General features: G+C 36.4%; 23 protein-coding genes, 1 other RNA gene and 1 pseudogene. 12 read left to right on the top strand and 13 right to left on the bottom strand.

Annotation, left to right across the window (positions count from 1 at the left end):
• Positions 1–323: 323 nt before the first annotated feature.
• Both ACFTQ7_RS16200 and ACFTQ7_RS16195 read right to left on the bottom strand, forming a co-directional pair.
• The gene (locus ACFTQ7_RS16200) at positions 324–1,004 is read right to left on the bottom strand and encodes a GNAT family N-acetyltransferase (RefSeq protein ID WP_386829935.1); all 681 of its coding nucleotides are present in this window, start codon (positions 1,002–1,004) and stop codon (positions 324–326) included.
• Between the two features lie 12 nt (positions 1,005–1,016).
• Positions 1,017–2,129, bottom strand: a complete 1,113-nt coding sequence (locus ACFTQ7_RS16195; RefSeq protein ID WP_386829934.1) for a mandelate racemase/muconate lactonizing enzyme family protein — start codon at positions 2,127–2,129, stop codon at positions 1,017–1,019.
• Positions 2,130–2,405: 276 nt separating this feature from the next.
• Here ACFTQ7_RS16195 and ACFTQ7_RS16190 point away from each other — a divergent pair, with 276 nt between their 5' ends.
• Entirely contained in the window at positions 2,406–3,647 is a 1,242-nt protein-coding gene (locus tag ACFTQ7_RS16190; protein ID WP_386829933.1) for a hypothetical protein, read from the top strand.
• 78 nt (positions 3,648–3,725) lie between these two features.
• On the opposite strand, the gene nhaC is transcribed toward ACFTQ7_RS16190, so the two are convergent.
• The 6 genes and pseudogenes from nhaC to ACFTQ7_RS16160 form a co-directional block, all read right to left on the bottom strand.
• Entirely contained in the window at positions 3,726–5,171 is a 1,446-nt protein-coding gene (gene nhaC / locus ACFTQ7_RS16185) for a Na+/H+ antiporter NhaC (RefSeq protein WP_386829932.1), read from the bottom strand.
• A 265-nt stretch (positions 5,172–5,436) separates the two neighbouring features.
• Positions 5,437–6,549, bottom strand: a complete 1,113-nt coding sequence (locus tag ACFTQ7_RS16180) for an amidohydrolase (RefSeq protein WP_386829931.1) — start codon at positions 6,547–6,549, stop codon at positions 5,437–5,439.
• A gap of 489 nt (positions 6,550–7,038) precedes the next feature.
• Positions 7,039–7,182: a hypothetical protein gene (locus ACFTQ7_RS16175; RefSeq protein WP_349661810.1), complete on the bottom strand. Its 144-nt coding sequence runs from the start codon at positions 7,180–7,182 to the stop codon at positions 7,039–7,041.
• Positions 7,183–7,423: 241 nt separating this feature from the next.
• Positions 7,424–8,362, bottom strand: a pseudogene (locus ACFTQ7_RS16170) (TRAP transporter permease); the annotation flags it as partial.
• Positions 8,363–8,852: 490 nt separating this feature from the next.
• Positions 8,853–9,404: a superoxide dismutase family protein gene (locus ACFTQ7_RS16165; RefSeq protein ID WP_386829930.1), complete on the bottom strand. Its 552-nt coding sequence runs from the start codon at positions 9,402–9,404 to the stop codon at positions 8,853–8,855.
• A 156-nt stretch (positions 9,405–9,560) separates the two neighbouring features.
• Positions 9,561–10,370 carry a 3D domain-containing protein gene (locus ACFTQ7_RS16160; RefSeq protein ID WP_386829929.1) on the bottom strand — a complete coding sequence of 270 codons (810 nt, stop codon included), beginning with the start codon at positions 10,368–10,370 and terminating at the stop codon, positions 9,561–9,563.
• Positions 10,371–10,639: 269 nt separating this feature from the next.
• Between ACFTQ7_RS16160 and ACFTQ7_RS16155 the strand changes: the two genes are divergently transcribed.
• The 7 genes from ACFTQ7_RS16155 (at position 10,640) to ACFTQ7_RS16125 (ending at position 20,115) form a co-directional block, all read left to right on the top strand.
• The gene (locus ACFTQ7_RS16155; RefSeq protein WP_386829928.1) at positions 10,640–10,762 is read left to right on the top strand and encodes a hypothetical protein; all 123 of its coding nucleotides are present in this window, start codon (positions 10,640–10,642) and stop codon (positions 10,760–10,762) included.
• An 89-nt stretch (positions 10,763–10,851) separates the two neighbouring features.
• Entirely contained in the window at positions 10,852–11,979 is a 1,128-nt protein-coding gene (locus ACFTQ7_RS16150; RefSeq protein WP_386829927.1) for a response regulator, read from the top strand.
• A gap of 371 nt (positions 11,980–12,350) precedes the next feature.
• Positions 12,351–15,392 carry a hybrid sensor histidine kinase/response regulator gene (locus ACFTQ7_RS16145; RefSeq protein WP_386829926.1) on the top strand — a complete coding sequence of 1,014 codons (3,042 nt, stop codon included), beginning with the start codon at positions 12,351–12,353 and terminating at the stop codon, positions 15,390–15,392.
• Positions 15,393–15,739: 347 nt separating this feature from the next.
• Positions 15,740–16,429 carry a response regulator gene (locus ACFTQ7_RS16140; RefSeq protein ID WP_386829925.1) on the top strand — a complete coding sequence of 230 codons (690 nt, stop codon included), beginning with the start codon at positions 15,740–15,742 and terminating at the stop codon, positions 16,427–16,429.
• On the top strand, positions 16,426–17,406 hold the full coding sequence (locus ACFTQ7_RS16135) for a sensor histidine kinase (protein ID WP_386829924.1): 981 nt from the start codon (positions 16,426–16,428) through the stop codon (positions 17,404–17,406). The genes ACFTQ7_RS16140 and ACFTQ7_RS16135 overlap by 4 nt, the downstream gene beginning before the upstream one ends.
• Positions 17,407–17,519: 113 nt before the next feature.
• On the top strand, positions 17,520–18,281 hold the full coding sequence (locus tag ACFTQ7_RS16130; protein ID WP_386829923.1) for an ABC transporter ATP-binding protein: 762 nt from the start codon (positions 17,520–17,522) through the stop codon (positions 18,279–18,281).
• The gene (locus tag ACFTQ7_RS16125; protein ID WP_386829922.1) at positions 18,271–20,115 is read left to right on the top strand and encodes an FtsX-like permease family protein; all 1,845 of its coding nucleotides are present in this window, start codon (positions 18,271–18,273) and stop codon (positions 20,113–20,115) included. Before ACFTQ7_RS16130 ends, ACFTQ7_RS16125 begins: the two co-directional genes overlap by 11 nt.
• A 187-nt stretch (positions 20,116–20,302) precedes the next feature.
• Here the strand turns inward: ACFTQ7_RS16125 and ACFTQ7_RS16120 are convergent, their stop codons facing one another.
• A complete protein-coding gene (locus ACFTQ7_RS16120; protein ID WP_386829921.1) occupies positions 20,303–20,743 on the bottom strand; it encodes a hypothetical protein in 441 nt (146 codons plus the stop codon).
• Between the two features lie 245 nt (positions 20,744–20,988).
• Between ACFTQ7_RS16120 and ACFTQ7_RS16115 the strand changes: the two genes are divergently transcribed.
• Positions 20,989–21,627, top strand: coding sequence for a YfbR-like 5'-deoxynucleotidase (locus ACFTQ7_RS16115; protein WP_386829920.1), 639 nt, complete (start codon positions 20,989–20,991; stop codon positions 21,625–21,627).
• A 103-nt stretch (positions 21,628–21,730) separates the two neighbouring features.
• Positions 21,731–22,243, top strand: coding sequence for a zf-HC2 domain-containing protein (locus tag ACFTQ7_RS16110; protein WP_386829919.1), 513 nt, complete (start codon positions 21,731–21,733; stop codon positions 22,241–22,243).
• A gap of 53 nt (positions 22,244–22,296) precedes the next feature.
• On the opposite strand, the gene ACFTQ7_RS16105 is transcribed toward ACFTQ7_RS16110, so the two are convergent.
• From ACFTQ7_RS16105 to ACFTQ7_RS16095, 3 genes are all read right to left on the bottom strand, one after another.
• Positions 22,297–22,515, bottom strand: coding sequence for an anti sigma factor C-terminal domain-containing protein (locus ACFTQ7_RS16105; RefSeq protein ID WP_386829918.1), 219 nt, complete (start codon positions 22,513–22,515; stop codon positions 22,297–22,299).
• A 34-nt stretch (positions 22,516–22,549) separates the two neighbouring features.
• Entirely contained in the window at positions 22,550–22,882 is a 333-nt protein-coding gene (locus tag ACFTQ7_RS16100; protein ID WP_386829917.1) for a sigma-70 family RNA polymerase sigma factor, read from the bottom strand.
• Between the two features lie 238 nt (positions 22,883–23,120).
• Positions 23,121–23,459 (bottom strand): zinc ribbon domain-containing protein YjdM, encoded by a 339-nt coding sequence (locus tag ACFTQ7_RS16095; RefSeq protein ID WP_079563050.1) that lies wholly within the window; start codon positions 23,457–23,459, stop codon positions 23,121–23,123.
• A 246-nt stretch (positions 23,460–23,705) separates the two neighbouring features.
• On the opposite strand from ACFTQ7_RS16095, the gene ssrS reads away from it, so the two are divergent.
• Together ssrS and ACFTQ7_RS16085 are read left to right on the top strand one after the other, a co-directional pair.
• Positions 23,706–23,898, top strand: a non-coding RNA gene (ssrS, locus tag ACFTQ7_RS16090) — 6S RNA.
• Between the two features lie 407 nt (positions 23,899–24,305).
• Positions 24,306–24,644: a hypothetical protein gene (locus ACFTQ7_RS16085; protein WP_386829916.1), complete on the top strand. Its 339-nt coding sequence runs from the start codon at positions 24,306–24,308 to the stop codon at positions 24,642–24,644.
• A gap of 367 nt (positions 24,645–25,011) precedes the next feature.
• On the opposite strand, the gene ACFTQ7_RS16080 is transcribed toward ACFTQ7_RS16085, so the two are convergent.
• Positions 25,012–26,193 (bottom strand): NupC/NupG family nucleoside CNT transporter, encoded by a 1,182-nt coding sequence (locus tag ACFTQ7_RS16080; protein WP_349661828.1) that lies wholly within the window; start codon positions 26,191–26,193, stop codon positions 25,012–25,014.
• Between the last annotated feature and the right edge of the window lie 43 nt (positions 26,194–26,236).

The raw sequence follows: 26,236 nt of genomic DNA, 5'->3' as shown, positions 1-26,236 counted from the left end.
AGTTGCTTAAAACCACCTCGCTATTACAGAAAAACACATCTTATTTCTGTCGCTACGTTAGCACTGCGCTTTCGCACATAAAAACAGTAGTGTCGAAGTTTCGCTTTATCACTATAAATTAGAGTAACCAGAGGGTACTTATTTAATGAAGTGGTTGATTAGAGTGAAGGCTCGGAACTCCTTGGGGATAAGCGGCTCATCTGGCGCACCCAAGATCGGAACGCCCCCCTCGCTTTGCCTAAGAGCCATATTTTATTTAATAAACATCTACAACATGAAAGCCTTACCCCACAAAAGTAAAAGGTAAGGCTTTCTTCTATTATTTATTTTTCATAAACGACAAACCAATCATTTTGATCCTCATACATAGAAGTACCTGTATACCCCTGCTTTAAAAGCTGTTGCTGACCAACTGTATCCCCCATCGGGATCGACTTCTTTTCTGTAAAGATTGGTAGCTCTTGTCGCAAGTCCTTATAAAAAATATATCGTAGCTTATCTACATACTTAATCTTTAATCCCTTTACGACTAATCCTTGAGAAAATTTATCTTTTAAACTAGGGATATTAAATGGCTTGACCGTTGAGCATACATAATCATATTTTGCTAAATCGATATGACTCATGACAATTTGGGCTAATGTTTTTTGTAGTCCGTAGCCACGGTATGTCAGTGAGACATTCGATATTTCTTGGTATAAAACTTTATAAAATTCATCCTCGCCAATCTCACAGTCATAGCCAAGGTGCTCGTCATCTACAGGTGGGTTCAATAGTGCACGAAAGGCAATTAACTCCTCCCCTACGTAAGCGCCTATCATCATGCCATTGCCGCTTAAAATATAGTCAAATTCCTCCGTGCTTAATGGCTGTAATATACTTTGGTCTGCTAATGATTCATAAACTTCAAGCTGCAATTTTTCAATTTCTTGCATATGTTGAAGGTTTAATGTTGTAACAAAAAACGGCGTTTCCCCAAGCATACCTTCATAAATTTTCTCCATTTCGCCGCCTCCTTAGTCTGTTACAATTGTTGAGAACTTACATAATTCTTTAAGGATTTCTTCATCTACGTCGACACCTAATCCTGGGTTTTCATTTAAACAGATAAATGGAACATCATAGTGTAAGTTTCCGACATCCTTAGAGAACTTTAACGGACCTGTTAATTCTACACTTGTCATTATTTTTTTTGAGAATGCTACGTGGAAGCCAGCTGCTGAACCAACGGATGATTCTACCATTGAACCGATTTGACATTCAATGCCTGCCATTTCAGCCATAACTGCTAGTTTCATAGCAGGATAAATGCCACCGCATTTCATTAATTTAATATTAACTTTATCTGCAGCACGCTTTGCGATAATTTCACGCATTTCACGTACACCGCGAAGTCCTTCATCAATCATTAATGGAACATCAGATTTTGACTTCACCTCTACCATTCCATCAATATCTTCACTATCTACTGGCTGTTCTAACCAATCGATATTCAGATCTTTCAATGCACGTAAACCTTGTAATGTATTTGACGCATTGCCCCACCCTTGGTTTACATCTACACGAATAGCAATGTCCTCACCAACGCGTTCACGCACCGCTTTGATACGAGCAACATCACGAGTTACCTCTGTTCCTACCTTCATTTTAAATGATTGATAGCCCATTTCTACTCGATTAGCCGCCTCTTCTGCCATTGCCTCAGGTGTTCCAATGCTCAATACATGGGTAATCGGGAATTTCTCATGATAACGTCCGCCTAGTAGTTGGTACACTGGAACTTGTAACGCTTTCCCTGCAATATCAAAACAAGCAATGTCAATCGCTGCTTTTGCCGCAGGGACATCTTTCACTACTTTGTTCATTTTATCGTGAAGTTTTTCAAAGGCCATTGGATTTTCTCCAATGATTGCCGGAGCAAGCTGGTTCTTTAATAGCGCGTATGTGCTCTCCCACGTCTCCCCTGTTACGTGTTCATCTGGTACAGCTTCACCGTAGCCTACAATACCTGTGTCTGTCGTAACCTTCAGAATAATAGAAGGCATCGTATCATATGTAGCATAACTGATGATAAATGGATCAATAAGTGGTAAATGGATTGCAAAAATTTCTACTTGTTGGATTTTCATTTTTATCAGTCTCCTGTATAATATAGTTGTCGCTAATACGTCGCTAATTATTAATCAATTATGCCTCGGCATAATTGCGTCTGGAATCGGCTTTGTACTTAGGCCTGCGTGATGCAGGCCAGTTAGCCGTTATCGCATGGATGCGATGATTTTAGGCTAACATCCTTTATTGAACTCTTTTCCGATTCCATGACATCCGCCGGAGGCTTTAATTTATTTCAGCAGATGTTTGAACATCTGCTGAAATAAATTAAAAAATAGAAAAGGAAGTTGCCTATGTCTACTAAAATAGCGGTTATCTGCTCTAAAGCATTTATGAAGCGTATAAATAGTATCGCACAAAACATAGAGAATATTCAAATAGATTTTTATCTTTACAAGCAACCTACAGAGGCACCTGTTTTGTTAAAGGAAATTAAGCCATGTGATGCCCTTTTATTCGGCGGCACGTTGCCCTATTTACATGCCCAGTCCGCATTGTCAGAGCTACCAATACCTTGGAATTATATAAAACAAGATGAGACGGCAATTTCTACAACTTTATTATCGCTTGTAGCGAATCATGCGGTACCTTTAAATAGAATTTCCATCGATGTTATGAATCCAGCTATTGTAAAAAATGTTTTAACAGAAATAGAATATGTTGGTCCAAAACCGTATATACAGGCTATTTCTATCACTAAACTTACTCAATCTATATTGCAGCATCATATCGCTTTATGGGAGGCTAACAGCATTGATTTTGTCATAACAAGTATTCATAGCGTGTTTGATGAATTACAAGCTCTTCAAATACCGGCAATGCGCATGTTAGATGCAACTAACTCCATTATTCAATGCCTAGAAGAAACGAAATCTCAATCACTTCTTACAAAATCTGAATCTGTGAAAGCTGCCGTTGGACTATTAGAGGCTTCTGAAAATAAACCTATAGACGATAACATGCTCACGCAAATCACAGCAATTACGCATTCAACTTATAAAGAAATTTCACCGTATTCTTTTGAACTATATACGACAGCTGGACATTTGCAAAAGGCACTCGAAAAAGAGAACATACAGAACTTATTACAACAAACCGATCAGTCATTTAAGCTAGCATTTGGGTATGGTCACTCAATAGTTGAGGCTAACCATAATGCCAAAAATGCAATAACATTTGCTAAACCTTGTGAAATTTATATACTCGATGAGCATAAAAACTTGTTAGGTCCATTCCCGAAATCAGAACTGAGACTAGCTTTAAAAACAGATGATCCCTACGTTTTACAAATGGCAAAGCAAACAAGCTTAAGTCCATTAAATATTTCTAAGATCATTCATTTTAGCAGGGAGCGCCAATCAGCTCAATTTACATCTCATAACCTTGCAGAACACTTACAAGTTACACGCCGCACAACAGAGCGCATTATTAAAAAATTAGTGGATAACGGCTATGCTAAAGTAGTTGGTGAAGAAATGCCTCACCAACAAGGTCGCCCACGTACAATTTATGAATTGAACTTTGCAGTTTATTGAAAAATGACAAGCTCTCGCAGAAATTTCTTCGTCCGCGAGAGCTTATCATCAGAGAAAAGTGACTTTTAACACTTGGATTTAGTCAGCCATGACCATATTAGTATCGTTTAGTTCTTCCTCTTTTTTGCGCTTCTCTGCCGCTTCCATTTCTTCAGGTGTTAGCTTAACAATCGCAAATCCGATATATGCATAAAAAATTGAAATAATAGGTACTAGGAAGTTAATAATTGCATATGGTGCGTATTCCATTGCCCCTACACCCAACGTCGCTAAAATAAAGACTCCACAAGTATTCCATGGGAAGAATACAGAAGTTAGTGTTCCCCCATCTTCTAACGCGCGAGATAGGTTTTTCGAATGTAAGCCACGCTCTCGATACACATTCGCAAACATACGTGATGGTACAACAATTGAAATATACTGCTCAGAACATGTAGCATTTGTTGTAATACATGCAGCAATCGTTGAAGCAACTAAGCTTCCTGTAGATTTAGCAAATTTCACAATGACATTCATAAGTGCTTTTAACATGCCGGAATATTCTAACACTCCACCGAATGTCATAGCCACAATCGTCATTGAAACCGTATTCATCATTGAATCTAAGCCACCACGGTTAAATAGGTTGTCCACCATTTCATTGCCAGTTGAAATAACAAATCCTTCTTGTAAAGCATGTACAGCCATTGTAGGTGTACCGCCTTGTACGAAGATTTGTAGTAAGAATCCTGAGATAATTCCGACAACTAAAGCTGGAATCGCAGGCACTTTTTTCGCTACCAATACAATTACACCAACTGGTACAAGCAATAACCAAGGAGAAATAACAAAACTTTCCTCCATTACTTTTAATGTTGTTAAAATGCTTTCTGATTGCATTGAAATATCCGCGAAGCTTCTTCCCATAATTCCAAATACAACGATTGCAATGACTAAAGCTGGAATAGTCGTATAAAGCATGTGCTTAATATGATCAAATAAGTCGGTACCTGTTAAACCTGCTGCGAGGTTAGTAGTATCCGATAATGGTGACATCTTATCACCAAAGTATGAACCTGAAATAACCGCTCCGGCAATCATTGCTGCAGGGATTCCCATACTTAAACCAATACCCATTCCAGCAACACCGATTGTAGCCATCGTTGACCATGAGCTACCAATCGCCAATGAAACAATTGAACATAACAGCATGATTGTTACTAAAAACCAAGCTGGAGAAATTAATTTTAAACCAAAATAAATCATTGTCGCTACGACACCGCCGCCAATCCATGCGCCGATTGTCAAACCTACTAAAATAATAATAACAATTGCAGGTAAAGCTAGACGTATCCCCTTATACATCATTTCCTCAATTTCCATCCATTTAAATCCATGCATTTTGGCAACTACTGCTGCTACAGTTGTTCCGATAATAAGTGGTACGTGAGGACTTTGCTCTAACACAACTACTGTAATTAACATAGCTATAATCATTATTACAAAAGGCAGAAGTGCCCAACCAGCATTAATATCTTTTTTCATGAATCCATCCCCTTTTTTGCACCAGTTGCCAAGCTAGTTTGTCAAAGACGCAAATAATTTTTTACGTTTTTTAGCATAATATTCAAAAAATTAAAAGTCAACGCAAAAATTTTATGCTTCTCGAGCAATTTAGACTGTTTTAGCGCAATAAAACGCTTTCAAATAGCTATTTGGAGCAATGCGGAATATTCATATATTTCGATAAAAAAGAAAATAAAAAGGAACTCTATCAAAAGAATTTTGACAGAGCTCACTCTTATAATCATTATTCATATTCAGGTTTTTTTTCTAACACACAAGCAAGTACTTTCGCAGCGTCCATTAATGCACTTCTTTCAAAAGTCATTTTCGGATGATGCAATCCAGGCGTTAAGTTGGCTCCAATACCTATCATCGTTGCTTTTAATTCAGGTTTTTTAACAGTGTAAAAATGAAAATCATCACTTCCAGGTGTTGTGATTTCCCCTGCTAGATGCTCTTCCCCAAGTGTTTCCATAATTGCGTCTTTAGCCATACGTGCGGCAACTGACGAAACCTCAGCACCAGGTGTAAAGTCTATCCATTTCCAGTCTATATCAATCTCAAACTGCTGTTGGATCGATTTTAAGCCAAATTCAATACGACTACGAAGTAACTCTAGTTGATTATTATGTTGCGCTCGAATATCCATCGAGAAGCTCGCAGTGCCCGGAATAATATTCGTACTACCACCATCCGCAACAATCTTCGTTAGCTTTGCAGAATGAGGCTCGAAAGGTGATAAATGTATGCTATTGAGCATTTGTTGTATGGCCATAATCACATCGATTGCATTTTTCCCTTGGTGAGGCCTAGCACCATGGGCATCTGTACCTCGAATAGTTCCTTCTAAAAAATAGGCTGCCCCATGATGAATCGCAGGCGATACCTTACCAAGTGGTAGTTCTTCAATTGGTCTTAAATGAACACCAAATAAATGCGATACACGATCAACCGCTCCTCGCTCAAAGGCAGCACAAGCTCCATTCCCAAGTTCTTCAGCAGGCTGGAAAATAAAACGAACACGATGTTGCAATGGTCGATCTTTCAGCAGTAATAAAGCCCCAAGTACCATCGTTATATTGGCATCATGACCACATGAGTGATTCGCTTGCCATTTCCCATCCACTTCCTGCCATAATGCGTCTATATCTGCACGTACAGCAACAATTTCATCACCTGTACCAATTTCAGCAATTAGCCCTGGAACATCTCCTAACAACCGATAAGATACGCTTAACTCATCTAAAATCGACGCGATTTTTTTTGTCGTCTCGAATTCCTTCCAACTGACCTCTGGGTATTTATGAAAATGTTCAAACCATTGGTAAATTGTTTCCTCTAACACTGCATTTGACATAACCACACCTCTATATGCATTTTTGTTTCCCATTATACATGAAACGAATTCTTAAAAGTACATATGGATTTAGACCTATGTATATGAAAAATAAGGATATTTTATTAATATGACTCCATACAGTCGAAATAAATCAAGTATAAAAATGAGGTTAATTACCAAAAGTTGTGTATGACATTTACTAAAACATATGCCATATATAAGCTGATTGGAGTGGAGACTGGGCGACTCCTTGGGGATTAGCGATAGTGGAACGAAGGCTAAGAGCATCACATCCTGTGATAACGCCTTCGTGACCAACATCCTGTTGGCCCGAGACCCTGCAGCGAAAGCGAAGCGGCTCATCGGACGCCCCCGGGAAAGCGCCCAGTCGGAACGGAAATCAACCACATGCTATGGTGATGATCCAAAAATGATTAATATATGTAAAAAAACAAAGGACTGTGTTAAAAGTAATTTCTACCTTTAGCACAGTCCCTCAAATAAATATTATAAACTTGTAAAAAACCCTTCTGGATATTCTTCATAATGTACCATTGTTAGTTGCTCCTCATTTTTTTCCTCTTCGATATTTAGCTCCAATTCCTGATCCATTAAATACGTTTCAAATTTCGAGTTAAAAATTTTGTCCATTTAAACACCTCCTCGATTCATTTAATTGAATTTTCTGATAAAAGAATTATACAATGACCTTTGCAGAAAAAGCAATAAACGATGCTCATTATGCATAAAAAATATAAAAACAATCTACTTTTTAGATTGAATTTCAAGAAAAAAAGAGATGTATCAAAATCCGATACATCTCTTTTGGTAATATTTACAAAATAATAAAATTCTTATTTGCCAATTCGAGCCGAAGCCCTTTACTTTTTACTTAAGCTGTAACACTCGTTTTACTATTTCGATTGTCGTCATCGTTACCTTTATGCTGTGTTACGTATTGGATAACAAACATTGCAATAAAGATGGCTTAACCTGCCCAATCTGAAAACTTTTCTGGATAGATAAGAAGCAAACCAGCTGCAATCGCAATAATACGTTCAAACCAAAGCATTTTGCGATACCAGTAACCGATTACTCCCGCACCAATAGCTACCATTCCCGTGATAGCCGTGAATACTACCCATATAATTTGAGGTATAGTTGTATCTATCATTAACAACGCAGGTGAGAATACAATCATATATGGAATAATAAACGCTGCAATAGCAAGCTTCGCTGAGTTTACACCTATTTTTATCGGATCTCCCCCAGAGATTCCCGAAGCCGCAAAAGCAGCAAGTGCAACAGGCGGTGTTATATCAGCGATAATCCCAAAGTAGAATACAAAGAAGTGTGCCGATAATAAAACAACTATTGGTACTAATTCCTGCGGTGTATTCGGTGATAATAACGCTACGATTGCCGGAGCAGCAATCGTTGATGTAATGACATAGTTTGCTGTTGTAGGAGCCCCCATCCCAAGAATTAGGGAAGCTATCATGACAAAAATTAGCGTTAAAATAATACTACCACCCGCTAATTCTACTAAACTATTCGCTAAGCTTAAGCCTAGACCCGTTTTCACAACAACACCTACGATAATACCCGCGCAAGCCGTTGCCGCTACGACACCAAGTGCTGTACGTGCACCTTCAACTAATGCCTCAATAATATCTTTTGGTTTTAAACGTGTTTCCTTATTAAACATCGCGACACCAATAGAAATAATAATACCGTAAAGTGCTGCATACATTACCGGCGTACCAGTTAACATTAAAACGATAATTGCTACTATCGGTAATAGAAGATAAATTTTCTTAAATACTTCTCGACTGAGTGACCAACATCATGTTCATTGCTGTAGGTTTCTTAATTTATGCATATTTCGGGCCGTATTTCCCAGCTTTTATGGCACATACTACTTAAAATTATCAAATTTAGTATATTAATGTCAATTAATTTATTGTAAATTCAGTCTTTTATAATTATACCATTTTCCTCAAATACCTAATATTCCCTTGTTAAATTAATTACTTCTTCGCACCTATTTTATCTATATTAAACGTTAAATTCTTTTTTCAAGAAAATAATTTTAATTTCTGTATGTATAAAAAATGCATACTCATTATCGAAGTAATCTTTACTTTCTTCTTCAGCAACAAAGCGCACAGTCAGAACGGAAATCAACCTCACGCTATGGTGATGAAAGTAATGAACTAAAAGTTATGATTTCTGGCTTTCATTTGTTGTCGATTTTTACCCTTAAAACAAAAAAACTGTATCTAAAGTGATTTTCTTTAGATACAGTCGATTCATTGTCCTTATTGAATAATGCCACAAGCAATTCTAGCACCAGAATTACCCGCAGGATCCGTTTTATAATCATCCTCTGATTCATGAATGATTAATGTAGTGCCCCCCTCACGTAACAATGAGTTGGCAGCATTTTTTTCTAATGTTAGCCCTTCAGCTAAAAAGTTTAGATCTACTTTACCATCTTCTCCAACTTCTAAATTTGGAAGATCTCCTAAATGATATCCTTTAGGGTTATCCTTCCCATGCTCTTTACTCGTTGGATTAAAATGAGGACCTGCTGATTCAAATGTCGGTGGTTCACACTTCCCAACGGAGTGAATATGAATGCCATGTTTTCCTGCTGGCAGCCCTGATAGTGCGAGTGTCATCTTAACCCCATTATCCTCTTCCTCAAAATATGCATTGCCATAGCTTTCATTATTTTTACCAATTACTTTCGCGGTTGCAGTTAGCCCTGAATTTGCGTTTACTGCCACTTTTTGCTCCTTCTTTTCAAATAAACTACAACCACCGACAAATACTAATAAAGAAATTATTATTAAGCTCATTTTTTTCATAAAAATCCCTCCTCTTTTTGATGGTTTCCAACAATCCTTCCACTTATGCAAGTTCAATAGGAATTTTGCGAATCATTGATTAAGGAGTAAATTTTGTAAACTTTAAACACTATAAAAAGGATATCTCCAATTCAAGGAGACACCCTCGCAATTACATTAATTTAAAATTTTTACTATTACATTTTTGACGCCCCACTGACGAGCTTGTCCCTCGGTAGGAATAAATACATCAATTTTATTACCTTTTATCGCTCCACCAGTATCTGCTGCAATTGCTTCACCATAACCTTCAACCCAAACCCTTGTTCCAAGAGGGATTACTCGTGGATCTACAGCAATTACTTTTAAGTTTGGATTCGATCTTATATCTGTTCCATTCGCTGTAATTCCCGAACATCCTTCGCAATACGCTGTATAGGCTGTTGCTCGCATTGTGAACGTTTTGCCCGTAGTTGTCGGAGCACTCACTGATTTTGTACTAGCTGTCGCAACTGTATTATTACTTGAAGTTGTCGCTTGCTTTTTACTTGATGTCGTTGCTACCGTTGTAGGTCTGCTTTCAGACGTTTTAGATTTTGCTGCCGAAGCTTTGATAGCCAATGATTCACCTACATAAATTAGATCAGAAGATGCAAGATTATTCCATTCTTGCAATTCTTCCACTGACACATCATTCACACGCGCAATTGTAAATAAAGTATCTCCAGCCTCAACAAAATGTTGGTCTTTCGGCGAATTATCATTTTTCTTTTCGGCTATATTTAAATTTTGCTCTGGATAAAACCATCTTGCGTCTGAGTCGATCATTGGCTCGTAATCTTCTAAAGATAAATTGTAAATTTTCGAGATTCCCCACAATGCATCGAATGGCATAAAAGAAAGTTTGTCCTTTGCAGATGACGGGCTGGCAAATAAACTTAATCCCAAGGTTAATGTTACTGCTAAAGCTAAAGCTTGTTTTTTCATATTTTGTAACCTCCACATTTTATTATTTCGCAGTCTTCTGCTAGCACACTAGATTTAGGCTCTTAATGCTAGAGAATACATGCAATCATTCAGGACAACAGACCTGATATTACGAATTATTGCTAAAAATTCGGAAAAATATACAAGAACGAATGTATTTTTGGTAAATAAACAATTTTATGGAGGTCATATTAGAACTCTACTTGCAATCTTTATATGTTGGAAAATAAGTGTTTTTATACGATAATATGGTAAAGTAGGAGTGCAGGTTGGAAGTTACTACAGTAATGTCTTCTCAACTGATGAAGCTACAACATACTGTGCAAATGGGTGTTATACAAAATGCGGTCAATCTAAATATTGCAGCAGCAAGCGACCATACACCCGTATAAAGGGTCAGTCATTGATATTTTAAATTAACCTACTTCACTAAGGTATAATTGATATCAGGTTAATAAAAATTAGAAAGTTGGTGGCTTTTTTGATTCGAGCGATAGTAATGGATGATGAGCCATTAGCGCTTATAAATATGGAGAAAAAGTTAAAGGAATTTAATTCAATAGAGGTCGTTAGATCTTTTACTACTGTAAAAGATTTGCTTGCAGTGGGACCAACCTTGGATTTCCAAGTGGCATTTTTAGATATTGAAATGCCTGGCATGAACGGTTTAGAGATTGCACAGCTTTTAAAAGAATGGGACAAAAATATTTATATCGTATTTGTCACTGCGTATCGAGACTATGCAGTACAAGCATTTGAAATTCACTCCCTTGACTATTTATTAAAGCCTATTTCAAAAGCTCGTTTAGAGACAACTATTAATAGAATCCAAGAACTCCTTCACCTAGAAAATAAACCGAATCCTATAGAAGTACGAAATAAACCCGCACTTACGATCCAATGCTTTGGAGGATTCGTTGTTTTACATAATGACAAAGCGGTCCATTGGAGAACGCTTAAAACAAAAGAATTATTTGCCTTTCTTCTTTCCAATCTTAATAGTCATGTGCCTCGCGATATAATCATCGAAGCTTTATGGGCAGATACGGAATGTAAAAAGGCACGAGTGCAGTTACATACAACAGTTTCCTATCTACGCACCACGCTTTCAACATTGGGTTATTCAGAAGTCATACAGTATGCTAACGGCTGCTATATTTTGCAATTAGAGGATTTTCAATGTGATGCCCATGACTTGGAGCATATTTTAAATGGTAAAACGGAGACTGGCAAGATTGATGTAGAGCGAGCTGAGGCGCTCGTGCAAAATTACCAAGGTGAGTTTATGACCTCATTAGATTATCCCTGGATTACTAGTAAAGCAAGTTTTATGAACAACAAATTTACTCTTTTACTTCATGATTTAGTAGAGCACTATACAGCAATAGATGATGTGGAAAAACGAGAGCATATATTACTATTAACAGTAGAACATACCCCCTATTCCGATAAAATTATCCAACAGCTAATGAGGCACTATATAGAAGTTGATCATCGAGCAGGTGCAGTAAAGGTTTACAACACCTTTAAAAGTATATTGATGACGGATCTCGGTATTTTACCAAAGCTAGAAACAACTGAGTTGTTTAACGCTATATCTGTTGAATAATTCTAGGCATCGAGAAAAATACGCTCGATGCCTAAGCTTATTGGTAAACAGGTATTATCAATATGCCTTTTGCATAATCGTGGAGGCTTTAACTTGAATTTACCTATACCAGATTATTTCTCCCCTTGAAATTATACTCACACCCCTTAACGAAAACTAATTCACAAAAAAATATAATTGACACATACAATAGGCAGGAGCTAAGATCTCACGCTACTCTCGCCTGAAAGCGAGTAGCCCGAAGCGGAAACCAACTCTTTCTGATTAGTCTGAAAGTAACTTTTTTATAAATTTCTTATTCCCATTTTCTAAATTTCATGGCATGGTGAATATAGGCCTTTTAATACATTCAGGAAATTCCGGAGGTTCTTATGTCACTGTTAAAAAAAGCGACAATACGACATTCGCTTTTCATCATTTTAATTTTTATAGTTCTTACTACACTTCGTATACTATGGCTTGCCTATTTTTCCCCTTCCAGTGAACAACCGATTGCCCGGGAAGGTGTATTTGATCTACGGGATCATCAGCTATCCGATAAAGAAGTTCTTTACTTAGATGGGGAATGGCTCTACTATCCCGGATTATTAATAGATCCATTAAATATTGATCATAACAAGTCTCTCCAATCATTTGAACAAGCTACCCGGGTGATTCCTATGCAAGAACCTGAGGCAACCGCAGAACGATACGGTACATATCGTTTAAAAATCTTACTCAATGACAATGCTCCCAAAGATAATCGTTATGCCATTCGGATTCCAGCAGTGTCAACTGCCTCAGCATTGTATCTTAACGGGAAGTTAGTTGAACAGTCAGGAAAAGTAGCTACTGATTCACATAGTCATCACGGTCAAGTCGCTACTTATACGCATTACTTTACAAATGAGCAACCTGAACTTGACATAATTTTACATATATCTAATTTCGATACTGCAATAAGCCCTACTATTAATAAAAAAATCTGGTTTACCTCCGCCTCAGCTATGGCGCACCAACAAATTATTAATAATTTATCTTTTGCTACAATTTCAATAACGCTCTTGTTGTTTGCACTTTTTAGTAGCCTTGTGTTCTTGTTTATTTATCCAAAACCAATTGTTTTACTGTTCACAATAGGCTTTCTTTTACCTTTAGCAGATGAGTTAATTTCACATGATCCATCTATACTCAACTGGTTACATCTTGATTATGTATGGTCTTTTAAGTTATCTTCAATTATTTTTCTAGGATCTTCTTTTTTCTTTGTTCAATTTATGCGTGTTTTACTAGTCAAATATCGTCATGCTAAAAGCTTTCAGTGGCTCTTTGCTTTCTACGCCCTTTCAGCATTTTTCACTATCTTCTTACCGATTAATTGGTTAAACACAATAAACTCTCTTTACTTTATACTATATGTCATTTCATTTTTATCTGTAGTAGTACTCGCTTTAAGAGAGTATCTTGAAAATCAAACACAAAGCACTGCTTTTATTGCATTGGCGGCTCTCGGAACATTAAACGGCATCATATGGGCGTATATCAAATCCAACTATTCTTTTGATATACCAATGTATCCATTCGATTATTTGTTTATGATGCTCGGTTTCTCAGGCTATTGGTTTAAACGTTTTTTTGAAAATAAAGAGCAGATTCATCAATTGATTGCTAAATTACAAAAAGACGATGCTTTGAAGGATGAATTTTTATCTAGTAGCTCAAAAAAGCTATGGGATCCTATGAATAAAATGATTACGTTAGGGCAATCCATTTACGATAATCCAAACAATAAGCTTATGGCTGATGATAAACAAAACCTAAAACATCTTATTGATATCGGGAGAAGCATGTCATTTTCATTAAATGACATATTAGACTTTACTCGTTTAAAAGAAGGTAATTTGCATCTCCATAAACAAAACGTCAGCATTCAAGGTACAGTTTATGGCGTTTTTGATTTGTTACGTTTTATAACAATCGGTAAACAGATTCAAATGAGTTCAACAATCCCTAGGTCATTCCCTAATGTGGTGGCAGATGAAAATCGATTGATTCAAATTCTTTTTAATCTCCTACACAATGCCATTAAATATACGAGTGCAGGATCTATAAAAATCAGCGCCCAAATCGAAAATAATATGGCTGTTATCCATATTCGTGATACTGGGTTAGGAATGGATGATGCTATCCAAAGTCGTCTATTTTCCCCTTACGAACAAGGAAATGATAATAATGATGGAATCGGCCTTGGATTATTAATTTCAAAGAGGCTAATCGAATTACATGGAGGAACTTTACAAATACACTCTATTCCTAACAAAGGATCGGATGTCTTTTTCACCTTACCATTAGCAGATGAAAACGTTAATGAGGAGCAATCCTATATCGAGGAAGAGGACACGCATCTTCTTGTTGAAGAAAAAAATTCATCATCTATAACGGAAAAGCAATTCAACATTTTAATGATCGATGATGATCCTGTTAACTTAACAATTATGCGTAGCTTATTTGCAACTCCAGAATATGCTGTTACTACAGTTACTAGCAGTGAGAAGGCATTAGAATTGCTACAGCGAGAAGAATGGGATCTAGTCATTATTGATGCGATGTTACCTTATATATCAGGCTATGCATTAACTGAAATTATTCGAGAGCATTACTCATTGCTTGAGTTACCTGTCTTAATATTAACGGCTCGAAATTATCCCGCGGATGTTTATACCGGTTTCGCCCATGGTGCAAATGACTATGTGACAAAGCCCATTAATTCTTTAGAGTTAAAGGTAAGGAGTAGAGCCTTAATCGATTTAAAATATAGCATCAATCAACGGCTACATTTAGAAACAGCTTGGCTTCAGGCCCAAATACAGCCTCATTTTTTATTTAATACATTAAACTCAATTGCATCACTTAGTACGATCGATACAGACCGAATGATTGACTTAATGCATCATTTTGGTGAATATCTACACGCCAGCTTCGATGCGCGAAATTTACAGCGAGTAGTGTCACTTAAGGATGAGTTAGACCTAGTACGGTCATATCTCTATATTAGTCAGCAGCGTTTTGGGGACTTACTAAATATCGAATGGGATATTGATGACAATATTAATATTGATATCCCCCCTATCTCCTTACAAACTTTAGTGGAAAATGCAATTTGTCATGGTGTATTAAAACAAGAAGAAGGCGGTACAGTTTGTATTCGTATAAAAGATTGTCCGAATCATGTTGCAGTAAGTGTTATAGATAATGGGGTCGGGATTGATTCAAGTCTATTAGATTTACTACAATCGGGTAGCTATTCGCCAAACTCTGGTGTAGGGCTACGTAATACGGATTTACGTCTTAAAAGGATTTACGGACAGAGGTTACAAATTAATAGCACGTTAAATGAAGGAACAACTATCTCCTTCCACATTCCAAAAAAATAAACGAAAGAGGTCATCACATTCCCAATTGGGTTTGTGGTGGCTCTTTTTTATAATTTCAAGTTACAATTACTTTATTCAATGGAGAATATTAATGGATTTTTTAAAATCAGGGTACATTAAAAATATATAAATAGGAAGGCTACTCAGCATAACGTGGGGTTGATTTCCGTTCCGACTGGGCGCTTTGTTGTTGCTGTCGCTTCGCTTTCGCGCAGAGCAAAGCTTCCTGGGGGCGTCCGATGAGCCGCCCAGTCTCCACTCCAATCAACTTATTTACATGACATACGTTTTAAACAAATGTTATTCCCAACTTTCGGTGATGAGCAAAAAAAAGAAAGGTTGATACTATGTACAAAATTTACATAATAGAGGACGATATCAATATTTCAAAAATCATTGAGGAGCATTTATCAAAATATCAATTTGAATGCTATACCGTTCAACAATTTAATCAAATAGTAGAAGAATTTCAAGCAATTCAACCCCATCTTGTTATTATGGACATTAACCTACCAACCTATGATGGGTACTTTTGGTCGCGCAAAATCCGCCAGCTATCCAACTGCCCTATTATAATTGTATCTGCTCGTGTTAATGATATCGATCAAGTATATGGGATTGAAAATGGTGCGGATGATTTTATTACGAAGCCCTTCTCGCTAGATGTGCTTATGGCAAAGGTGAATGGTCTTATTCGCCGTACATACGGAGAATATGCTTCCTCCGATTCTAATTCGATCTCCATTGCAAATACAACATTAAATGCTAATACAGTTCGTCTTTACACCGAAAAGCATGAGAGCCTACTAACATTAAAAGAGATGCAGCTTAGCACATTATTATTTGAAGCTTATCCTAATGTTGTTCCTCGTCAAAAATTGTTAAGTGCCATTTGGGATGATGAAGCCTTCGTTGAGGAAAACACTTTATCTGTTAATATTGGCCGATTACGCAAAAAGTTCGATGCGATTCAATCTAGACTAGAAATTAAAACAATTCGCGGACTCGGTTATCAATTAGTGGAGGCCGAAGAATGAAGCTCTTCTTTCGAGATCATGTAAGTGTAATTATTCTTTATTGTGTAAGCTTTCTATTATTACCCTGGATTATTCATTCCCTGGATGATTTAGCTTCGCACTATCTTTACTTTATCTTTCTCGTGAGCTTCCTATTTATCGTTTGGCTGATTGGACGTTATTTTCGAAGAAGAAAGCTCTATACTCATTTACAGAAGAGCACATTAACAGGCGATGACCTCCACCTGTATGAACCACAGGCGATGATGGAGCAAGCCTATAGCCAAAAACTACGACAAATGCAATATCTATACTTAACACAGCAGCAATATTTAGAGGAGCAAGGGAAAGAAAAGCAGCTTGTACTTTCACATTTTGCCCATCAAATGAAAACGCCATTGTCGGTTATTCAACTGATGATCCAATCTAATGCAACTAACCAATCAGAGCACTTGCAAACAATTAATCAGGAATGTGATAAGCTGACGTTTACCTTGAATCAGCTACTAACTTATGAACGCACGTCCAATCTAGTGGCTGATTTAAAAATAGAAGCACTTTCATTAAAGGAGCTTACGAAGGAAGTTGTTCATGATTTAAAAGATTATTTCATCGCCAAAGAAATTTTTCCAAAAGTGACGATTGATGAACATACAATTATTTATTCAGATCGTAAATGGTTAAAGATTGTGCTTTATCAAATTATCAATAACGCCATTAAATATGCCGAGGCTGAAAGCTCTATTCAAATTATTTATGACGAAGCTACTTTACGAATTAAAAACTGTGGAGAATCAATTCCGGATAGTGAAATATCACGTGTCTTTGATTTATTTTATACAGGCATGAAAGGTAGAACAAGCGGTGAAGCAACAGGTATAGGCTTGTATTTAGTGAAAAAGATTTTGACTGTATTAGAGCACCCTTTTTCTTTACAATCCTATGAGCACGTCACTACCTTTTCGATAGACTTTTCAAATAGCGTGAAAAAATCATGATTTAAGCCTAATATGACAACTTTGTCATATTGACGTCATTTAACCAAATAGGTAAAATGCTGCTCCTTCTTTATACTTAAGCTATTCAATCGAAGTAAGGGAGTTGTTCAAAAATGGGAAGCTCAATCCTACAAGTGACCAATTTGCAGAAAGAATATATCGGGGAAATCACATACAAGGCGTTGAATGGCATAGATTTTCAGCTTAGTGAGAATGCATTCGTAGCCGTTATGGGGCCTTCAGGTAGTGGGAAAACTACTTTTTTAAATAGCGTATCAACAATCGATCGCCCTACTGCTGGCGCAATTCTTATAAATAATAGAAATCCTTATTCTTTAGATGATGAGGAACTTGCAAAGTTCCGTCGTTCGGAATTAGGTTTTGTCTTTCAAGATTTTAATCTTGTCCACACGCTAACGGTGAAAGAAAATATTTTATTACCGTTAACTTTAGATAGTTTACCTGCCGATAAAATGCAGCAACGACTTCAACATGTATCTCAATTTCTTGGAATTGAAGAGCTTCTGCCAAAACGAATATATGAAATTTCTGGTGGGCAAAAACAACGTGTAGCTATTGCTCGTGCGGTTATTCATGAGCCAAGTTTATTGTTGGCAGATGAACCTACAGGGAATCTCGATTCAAAAGCAGTAAACGATGTCATGCACTTATTTAGTTCGATTCATACGGAACTGAAAACTTCTATTTTAATGGTGACACATGATCCTTATGTAGCAAGCTTCGCCAATCGTATTATATTTATTAAAGATGGTAAATTATATAACGAAATTCATCGCGGTCATAATCGTAAACAATTTTACCAGGAAATCATGGACACACTTGCTTTTTTAGGTGGTGGACAGCATGAGCTTTAATCATATCGTTGTACAAAACATTTTACGTGATAAATGGACTTATGTTTCGTATTTCCTTAGCAGTATGTTTTCTATCATTATTTTCTTTTTATTTACAGTCATTGCTTTTCACCCAAGTCTTAATAGTTTAGCTCCAGATTCAACACTTGGCATTTCATTAATGTTAGCAAGTATGCTCGTCTATTTATTTTCATTTATCTTCATTGCGTACTCGATTATGTCGTTTTTGAAAAAGAAAACAAAAACACTAGGCATCTTTATGATTACTGGTGCATCCATGAAACAAATTCGTACACTAGTATTTCGAGAAAATATTCTTATTGGTGTAATGGCAATTATTACTGCAATTGTTCTTGGGCTTGTCATTGCACCGCTCTTCTTAATGGGCACCAAGGTTGTTTTAAAAGCAGAAACTTTCGGTATGTATATTCCGATTAAAGCAATCGTTTTAACTATTGGTTTATTCCTTGTATTATTTGTTGTTATCTCAAAAATAATGACAAGATTTATTAATAAAGAAGCATCAATTCAGCTTTTAAAAAGTGATACTATCATCGAAAAGCCGATAAAATCACTTTATCTTTTATTATTCATTAGCATTATGTTTTCCGTTGGTTTAGGCTATTTTTTAAAAATAGAACATGACATCGTAGGTAGTCTCGGTCTTCTTTTCTATGGAGCGTTTTTCGTGAGTGCTCTTTCTACAATTTATCTAATCATCTCACAAGGAATGCGCTTCCTGCTAAAAGCTTTTGAGAGGTCGTCAGCCTATATGAAACAAACGAATATGTTACTGGCTTCCAATCTCAATGCAAAAATGAAATCACATGCAAATATACTATTTTTAATCACTATTTTATTAAGCGGTGTATTTTTATGTACAAGCATTTTATTTAGTTCTTACTATAATGTTGAAAAAGATAGTGAGGCGAATTATCCATACAGTTTTCAGTATATCGCCCCTCCTAAGGCTGATCCAAGTAAGGTAGCAGCGGATATTGAAAGTATTGAAAAACAATTATCTACAGTGGATTCACAAAAATTTTTTATTGAGTTTAAATCGATTGAAAACCAACGACTCGGTTATATGTCAGTTTCCGATTATAACTTATTACACAATGAAAAGATTAGCTTAGGTGCAAATGAATTTATAGCAGTTGCTGGTAATCGTCAAACATATCCTATTACTAATAGGAGTGATGACAAATATCTAAAGCAATTTAAGCTTGTATCTGTAAATGAAAAAAATCTATTATCAACAGGTTTCCAACAAACGTATTTTATTGTGCCTGATGAAATTTATAACAGCATCGAATATCCTGTCTACAAAACCTATTTATTTGAGCTAGACAATTGGACAGCACATACAGAGCTGGCGAAAAAAATTATTGAGGATTTCCCACATATATTTGAGGAACGTTATGTAACGTCAAAAATCGAATTGTATGACGCAGAGATGTTTACAAAAAGTGTTATGTTCTTTATCGGCTCTATGTTGAGTTTGATTTTCTTAAGTGCAGCTATGAGCATACTCTACTTTTATTTACAAACGACACTTCTGCAGGAAAAAGAAAAGTATATAGGCATACGGAAACTTGGTCTATCTAAAAAAGAGTTATTCACTGTGGTGTCTAAAGAGCTGGCAATCCTTATATTTGTACCATTCGCGATAGCCATTACGATGTTATTCGCTACCCTTTTTGCCATGCGAGCAATGGTTTCAACAGCATTTTTACAAGTCTCTATAGTAAGCTCTATATGCTACTTTGCCCTGTTCTTCGGTAGTTATATATTTATTCGGAAAAGTTATTTCAAACGCTTGCTTAGCAATTGATGAAAAAAATTCGCACTCCTCTCAGGGTGCGAATTTTTCATATTGTTGAAAAACAATTTGGGTCAATGAAATAAAGGATGGCACTTCTGCAAAACGAAACTTCAGCCAACAGATGTTTTTTGCGCGAAAGCGCAGTGAAACGTAGCGGCAGCAACATTAAAAAAACTTATGGTGCGATTTTTATTCTTTACCAAAGCACAGGTTTTGCTACCATTAGCCATAGCATAATTAGCAATAACAAAATGTACATCCATGCTTTGCGATGTAGTAATGAAGCAAATTTTTGTTGTTCATAGGCAGGTGTATTGAATGTCTGTAATGTTGGTTTGAACGCTCTTGCTAAAAAAACAATGGAGGCAAACATCACGAGGAATGTAAGAACAATCCACGAGGTACTCCAATGATAGCCGGCATGCCACATTAATAAAATACCGGATGCAACAAGAACATGCCCCGAATGCTTGACGATCGTAATTGCTCCTTTAAATGCCTCAATATAAGGTGACATTTCAACATGAGACGCTGTACGCATTTTCTTAACAATTGTTAGAACAACGAACAAAGGCCCAATCGAAAGAACAGCACTTAAAATATGTATGTAAAGAAGAATTGTATAAATTGAAATCATGTTGCGTACTCCCCTTTTCACGGAATCGAAAAGGATTTCCTTGTGCTAGCACAAAGCCGATTCCGGACGCAATTATGCGGACACATAATTGATTCATTCCCCCTCATTATAGCATTCAACACAAGTGCGCTTTATCGCCAATTGTGAATCCTTTGTAAACGCAAATTGAATCATTGTAAAGTTGTTTGAAATTTGCACAAAGAGGGTATGGATTATAGTAACATGCACATATAGAACAAAAAGGAGTGATTTTTATAGGTATTCATCAATTTTTTACAAGTCTTAATGATTTAGAGCGTATTATTCGATGCCCTGGACGCTTCAAATTTGAAGAGCACAATGTGGCTGCTCACTCTTGGAAGGTATCACAGTATGCGATGTTCTTTGCCACTCTTGAGGAAATGAACGGAGCTGCCATTAATTGGAAATCACTATATGAAAAAACCATCAATCACGACTTTGCTGAAGTATTTATCGGCGATATTAAAACTCCGGTAAAGCACGCAAGCCCCGAGCTAAAAAAAATGCTTGCACATGTGGAAGAAAAAATGATGGAAAAATTCATTATTGACGAGATTCCGCAAGAGTTTCAAGCTGTCTTTATTGAGCGCATGAAAGAAGGTAAAGACGGCACTATAGAAGGTCGCCTCCTCGAGTTTGCTGATAAGCTTGACCAATTTTATGAAGCCTTTGCGGAGCTAAAACGCGGAAACACAGATAAAGAATTTGTGTATATGTATCAATCCGCTCTTTCCAAGCTTTTAGCTATTCCACTCGAAGCTACGGTTCACTATTTCCGTACTGAGATCCTGAAGGATGCTGTGAAAGAAAAAACACATATTGATATTCAAGCTTTGACAAATGAAGTGTTAACATCAAATTAAATAGGTGCATGTACAAGTTTTCCGAACGAATGAACTCGCGGAAGGCTTTTTTTATTTCCTCCAAAAAGTCGTATAATAGAAAGGAGCGATTGGAGGGAAGCTTTTGTCACAGGAATGTTCAATTGTAGAGGATTTATTACCTTTGTATAAAAAACAAGCGATCCAAGCAACTACTATTCAATTTGTCGAACACCATTTAGCTAATTGTGAGCATTGTCGGCAGCTAGCTACTTCAAAGCAAGCACTAGGAAATCCTTTACTTATGAAAAAAACAGTAACATTTTTCCATCTTGTTTTTATCGTACTATCCTTTATGTTTGCCATTAACTCTTCCTTACTTGGCAATCAAACAAGCTTTGTTGTATCATACGCAATTTTCGGCTGTCTAACTTATTTCTTTTACAAAAATATTTGGATTGTTTTTGCCATCAGCTCTGTACCTGTTTTTGTATGGGCTATTATTGACAATATCAATAACCCACTCTATGTCACCTACTACTCTTTTGCAGAAATCGGTACACTGTTGATTGGAGCTAGCTATATAGCACTTTTACATACTATTTTCGCACTAATCGGTGCTGCTTTTGCTATTTTATTTCGGAAGTTTAAAAGATAATGTTCCACCTTACAGAAAGAAGTTGTCTCAAGTATTTGAGACAACTTCTTTCATCACCAATTATACCCGTTCATAAGTTCAACATCCCCTAGCATTACATTAGAAATACCTTCTAAATCTTGAAGCATCCATAGTTGCTTTGTCGGCCCTGTTACAACAGCGCCATAAGCTTGAAATCCATTCTTTTTTATATAATCATAGCGTTCTTGTAAATGACTTAAACCTAGAAATCCTTCGTAATAGCTTTTCTTTTCATTTAAAAGTTTTTCCATATTCCCTAGCATCCAACGTTGGCTTTCCTTCACATTATTTGTTATTTCCTCTGCTTGCGATATATGTTGGTAACCCATATGGACTTAGCATTTCATCTTTCCAAAATAAGTGTGCGAACGGAATTGTCCTTCGTCTCTTTTGCTTGCGCCATTCATCTAGGTACGTGTTCCGTGCTACTTTGAATAACCATGCTCTCACATCCTCTTCTTTATAAAACGACAACGATACCGTGGCTCGCACAAATGTTTCTTGAACTAAATCTTCCGCTATATGTACTGATCCAGACATCTTCAGCAGAAAATAATATAACGATTTCGCGTATTTCTCATAAAGTTGCTCTAGCTCGTTTTTCCGCTGTCTGTCCATGCCCTCTCCCCTCATTTCGTTTTTCCCAAGCAAAACGTATATCTTTCCTAAATGTTACAGTAATTACCGATTTTTATTAAAATTAATTTTACCTTGTTGTAATTGCGTCTGGATTATGAATTGTGCCCACACAATTGATATTTAGACACTTACTGAATAAAAATAAAAAAGAGTCGATTTAGAATGGCCTTCCAACATTAAGTTGGAACGCTTCATTTCACGACTCTTTTTTCAGTAATTATGCTTTTTTTACAAACTCTGACTTTAATTTCATTGCACCAAAGCCATCGATTTTACAATCAATATTGTGATCGCCTTCAACGAGACGAATGCTTTTCACCTTTGTCCCAATTTTTAATGTTGAAGAACTACCCTTAACCTTTAAATCCTTAATAACTGTAACTGAATCGCCGTCCGCAAGTAGATTGCCATTAGCATCCTTTACGATTAGCGTATCTGCCTCCTGCTCCGTTCCATCAGTACTCCACTCATGTGCGCATTCTGGACATACAAAGTTCGTTCCATCCTCATATGTGTATTCAGAATTACATTTCGGACAATTTGGATAAGCTGCCATTTCTGCTTCCTCCCTATACTTTTTTCTAGGTAAACCCTATATATGCCCCTTTATCTTACATACTCCGCCCTACTAAGTAAAGGTTGTTCGTATTTTTCGTTCGCATTTGTGAATAAAGTATGAATCGGTTTCATGTTTTTGGAGATATATCATTTTGAAAACGTTTGAATTGGGACACTCGCCCATTGACTTTTTTGTACAAACCATCTTACTTGCAAGTTTGTTTAACATGCCTTATTATATCCTTAAAGGCTGCATTGTTCGTACAATATTAAGTTTTAACCTTTAAGCTGTAAAAGGGAGTTTTATTATTGGAGTTGGAATGACGGGCCTCACACCATGGTGCATGAGGATAAGCAGGAAAGCTTCTGCGAACACCCACTTTGAGGAGTGGTGGTTTAAAACTTTCTATAATAACTACGGCATACGCGGCTTTTTAATTTAATCATACAGCCACAAGGCTTTTGAACGAATCACCCTTCTTCATAGGAGGGTGATTTTTTTATGTGATTTTCATTCGTGTGCAAAAAATTAAAATGAGATTAACTTGGAACAAAATACACCTTAATTTAAGGTGATGGGCCAGTTGGTCTACCTTCGTTAATCCGCTGAATTCTCTCTTAGAATTGCCCTGAATATGGTTGTTCTATTATTCCAGCTTTGGTTATCAATCCGTTTATCCTCCAAATTAAGTATGGATTATCCCTTATTCATTTTGACTGTCCTTTTTTACAATAGCAATCTTGAGGTCACTTCTAAGGGTATGTTATATTTTGGTTTACTGGCAAGGTCTAATGGAATAGTATAATTAAGCGTAATTTAACTTATTTCATAGAGGTGCCTAGTATGTATAAAAAGAAAAGAAGAAAAGTACGAAAAGTAGAGAAAAAGGAAAAAACCCTTTATATATTGGCGGCTTTTATATACTGTATAGCGGGACTAGCCATTGAAATAGGTAAAGTCGAAGGAGCGAACATCGTTTCCTATATCGCGTGTGCCGTGTTATTTATTGGCGGGGTGCTTATGATGACCAGAGGTTACAAAGAGTTCAAAAAAGGATCCTATGAGTTAAGAGAGTTCAACAGAATGTTAATGTTCTTAGGTATTGGTGTTATATTTTATGCAGCTACTTCTTTTTCACATTTACTCCAAATAAACATTTTTCATTTTATCTTAATGATCTAACTATCTCCAAGAGGGTGTTAAACGGTCAAAGTCACTAAGACAATAAACAGTAGACTTGAATAGGCGTTGTTATGCCCAACTACGTTATTCATCTCTCTCAGGTATAACTAAGATACTTAGCACTTTATCACCGTAGTCCCACATTTTAACCCAAGAATACGTATCTTCTGGTAAATGGAATGTACATATCTCTAACGGCCGAATAACCTCTTTATCAGATTTACAGCAGTACTCGTAATGGCAGAAATTAAAATACCTCATGTTGTTGGACCGATCTTCCACGATTGCAATAATCACGCACTTTAATCATTAAAAAAACTGCCCCCCAATAGATGTGTCTATCCATTGGAGTGCAGTTCAACTTTTATTAAATTACGAAACCTACAATTGTAGCCGTTAAAATACTAACGAGTGTTGCTCCATACAACAACTTTAAACCAAAACGAGCAACTATATCCCCTTGTCTTACGTTCAAACCTTTTACCGCTCCAGCAATAATACCGATAGATGCAAAGTTTGCAAAGGATACAAGGAAGACTGAAATAATACCTACTGTATGTGCACTCATAGACTTCGCTGCTTCTCCAAGGCTTGTCATTGCAACAAATTCATTCGTTACTAATTTAGTCGCCATAATTCCTCCGGCAGTAATAGCCTCCGCCCAAGGTACACCCATTAGGAAAGCAATTGGTGCAAAGATATAACCTAAAATGTCTTGGAAGGATATACCTAAAATCATATCAAATAGTGAATTGATTAAATCCATTAATGCTACGAAACCGATTAGCATAGCTCCAACAATGATAGCTACTTTAAAGCCATCCATGATATATTCTCCAAGCATTTGGAAGAAAGTTTGCTTATGCTCATTTTCAATTTTTAAAATATCTTCGCTTTCTTCTACTGTATACGGATTAATAATTGAAACAATAATAAATCCGCCAAACAAGTTCAATACGATTGCCGTTACAACATATTTCGGTTCAATCATCGTCATATATGCACCAACAACAGACATAGAAACGGTCGACATTGCCGATGCGCATAATGTATACATACGCTGTGGATTAATTTTATCTAATTGCTTTTTTACAGTAATGAATACTTCAGATTGACCTACCATTGCAGACGCAACAGCATTATATGATTCCAATTTCCCCATGCCATTTACTTTACTTAAAAGTAAACCTATCCATTTCATGAAGAAAGGAAGAATTTTAAAATGCTGTAAGATCCCTATCAATGCAGATATAAATACAATTGGTAATAACACATTTAAGAAGAAAGAATACTCCCCTTCATTTGCTAAACCACCAAAAACAAAAGTTATGCCCGTACTTGCGTAAGACAATAATTGATCAAATACTTTTGTAAATCCTTTAATTAGAACATAACCAAACTTTGTATTTAACAGTAATGCTGCAAATAAAAATTGGATGATCAACATAATAATTATGTTTTTATATTTTATTTCTTTTCTGTTTTTACTCATTAACAGAGCTAAAACAAAAACAAGTAGCAATCCACAAATGGATATTAAGTAATTCATGAGTTCCTCCAATATTGATAATTTTTAGGATTTAGATATCCGA

It is taken from the genome of Lysinibacillus sp. NPDC056959 (assembly GCF_042674095.1).
GTDB lineage: Bacteria > Bacillota > Bacilli > Bacillales_A > Planococcaceae > Lysinibacillus > Lysinibacillus zambalensis.
The sequence above is the reverse complement of the archived record's forward strand: the minus strand, read 5'-3'. Positions and strand labels throughout refer to the sequence as shown.

Excerpts from the sequence above, each read along its gene's own strand:
- ACFTQ7_RS16200 (WP_386829935.1), bottom strand. The coding sequence starts at position 1,004 with ATGGAGAAAATTTATGAAGGTATGCTTGGGGAAACGCCGTTTTTTGTT.
- ACFTQ7_RS16195 (WP_386829934.1), bottom strand. The coding sequence starts at position 2,129 with ATGAAAATCCAACAAGTAGAAATTTTTGCAATCCATTTACCACTTATT.
- ACFTQ7_RS16190 (WP_386829933.1), top strand. The coding sequence starts at position 2,406 with ATGTCTACTAAAATAGCGGTTATCTGCTCTAAAGCATTTATGAAGCGT.
- nhaC (WP_386829932.1), bottom strand. The coding sequence starts at position 5,171 with ATGAAAAAAGATATTAATGCTGGTTGGGCACTTCTGCCTTTTGTAATA.
- ACFTQ7_RS16180 (WP_386829931.1), bottom strand. The coding sequence starts at position 6,549 with ATGTCAAATGCAGTGTTAGAGGAAACAATTTACCAATGGTTTGAACAT.
- ACFTQ7_RS16175 (WP_349661810.1), bottom strand. The coding sequence starts at position 7,182 with ATGGACAAAATTTTTAACTCGAAATTTGAAACGTATTTAATGGATCAG.
- ACFTQ7_RS16165 (WP_386829930.1), bottom strand. The coding sequence starts at position 9,404 with ATGAAAAAAATGAGCTTAATAATAATTTCTTTATTAGTATTTGTCGGT.
- ACFTQ7_RS16160 (WP_386829929.1), bottom strand. The coding sequence starts at position 10,370 with ATGAAAAAACAAGCTTTAGCTTTAGCAGTAACATTAACCTTGGGATTA.
- ACFTQ7_RS16145 (WP_386829926.1), top strand. The coding sequence starts at position 12,351 with ATGTCACTGTTAAAAAAAGCGACAATACGACATTCGCTTTTCATCATT.
- ACFTQ7_RS16140 (WP_386829925.1), top strand. The coding sequence starts at position 15,740 with ATGTACAAAATTTACATAATAGAGGACGATATCAATATTTCAAAAATC.
- ACFTQ7_RS16135 (WP_386829924.1), top strand. The coding sequence starts at position 16,426 with ATGAAGCTCTTCTTTCGAGATCATGTAAGTGTAATTATTCTTTATTGT.
- ACFTQ7_RS16130 (WP_386829923.1), top strand. The coding sequence starts at position 17,520 with ATGGGAAGCTCAATCCTACAAGTGACCAATTTGCAGAAAGAATATATC.
- ACFTQ7_RS16125 (WP_386829922.1), top strand. The coding sequence starts at position 18,271 with ATGAGCTTTAATCATATCGTTGTACAAAACATTTTACGTGATAAATGG.
- ACFTQ7_RS16120 (WP_386829921.1), bottom strand. The coding sequence starts at position 20,743 with ATGATTTCAATTTATACAATTCTTCTTTACATACATATTTTAAGTGCT.
- ACFTQ7_RS16105 (WP_386829918.1), bottom strand. The coding sequence starts at position 22,515 with ATGGAAAAACTTTTAAATGAAAAGAAAAGCTATTACGAAGGATTTCTA.
- ACFTQ7_RS16100 (WP_386829917.1), bottom strand. The coding sequence starts at position 22,882 with ATGGACAGACAGCGGAAAAACGAGCTAGAGCAACTTTATGAGAAATAC.
- ACFTQ7_RS16095 (WP_079563050.1), bottom strand. The coding sequence starts at position 23,459 with ATGGCAGCTTATCCAAATTGTCCGAAATGTAATTCTGAATACACATAT.
- ACFTQ7_RS16085 (WP_386829916.1), top strand. The coding sequence starts at position 24,306 with ATGTATAAAAAGAAAAGAAGAAAAGTACGAAAAGTAGAGAAAAAGGAA.
- ACFTQ7_RS16080 (WP_349661828.1), bottom strand. The coding sequence starts at position 26,193 with ATGAATTACTTAATATCCATTTGTGGATTGCTACTTGTTTTTGTTTTA.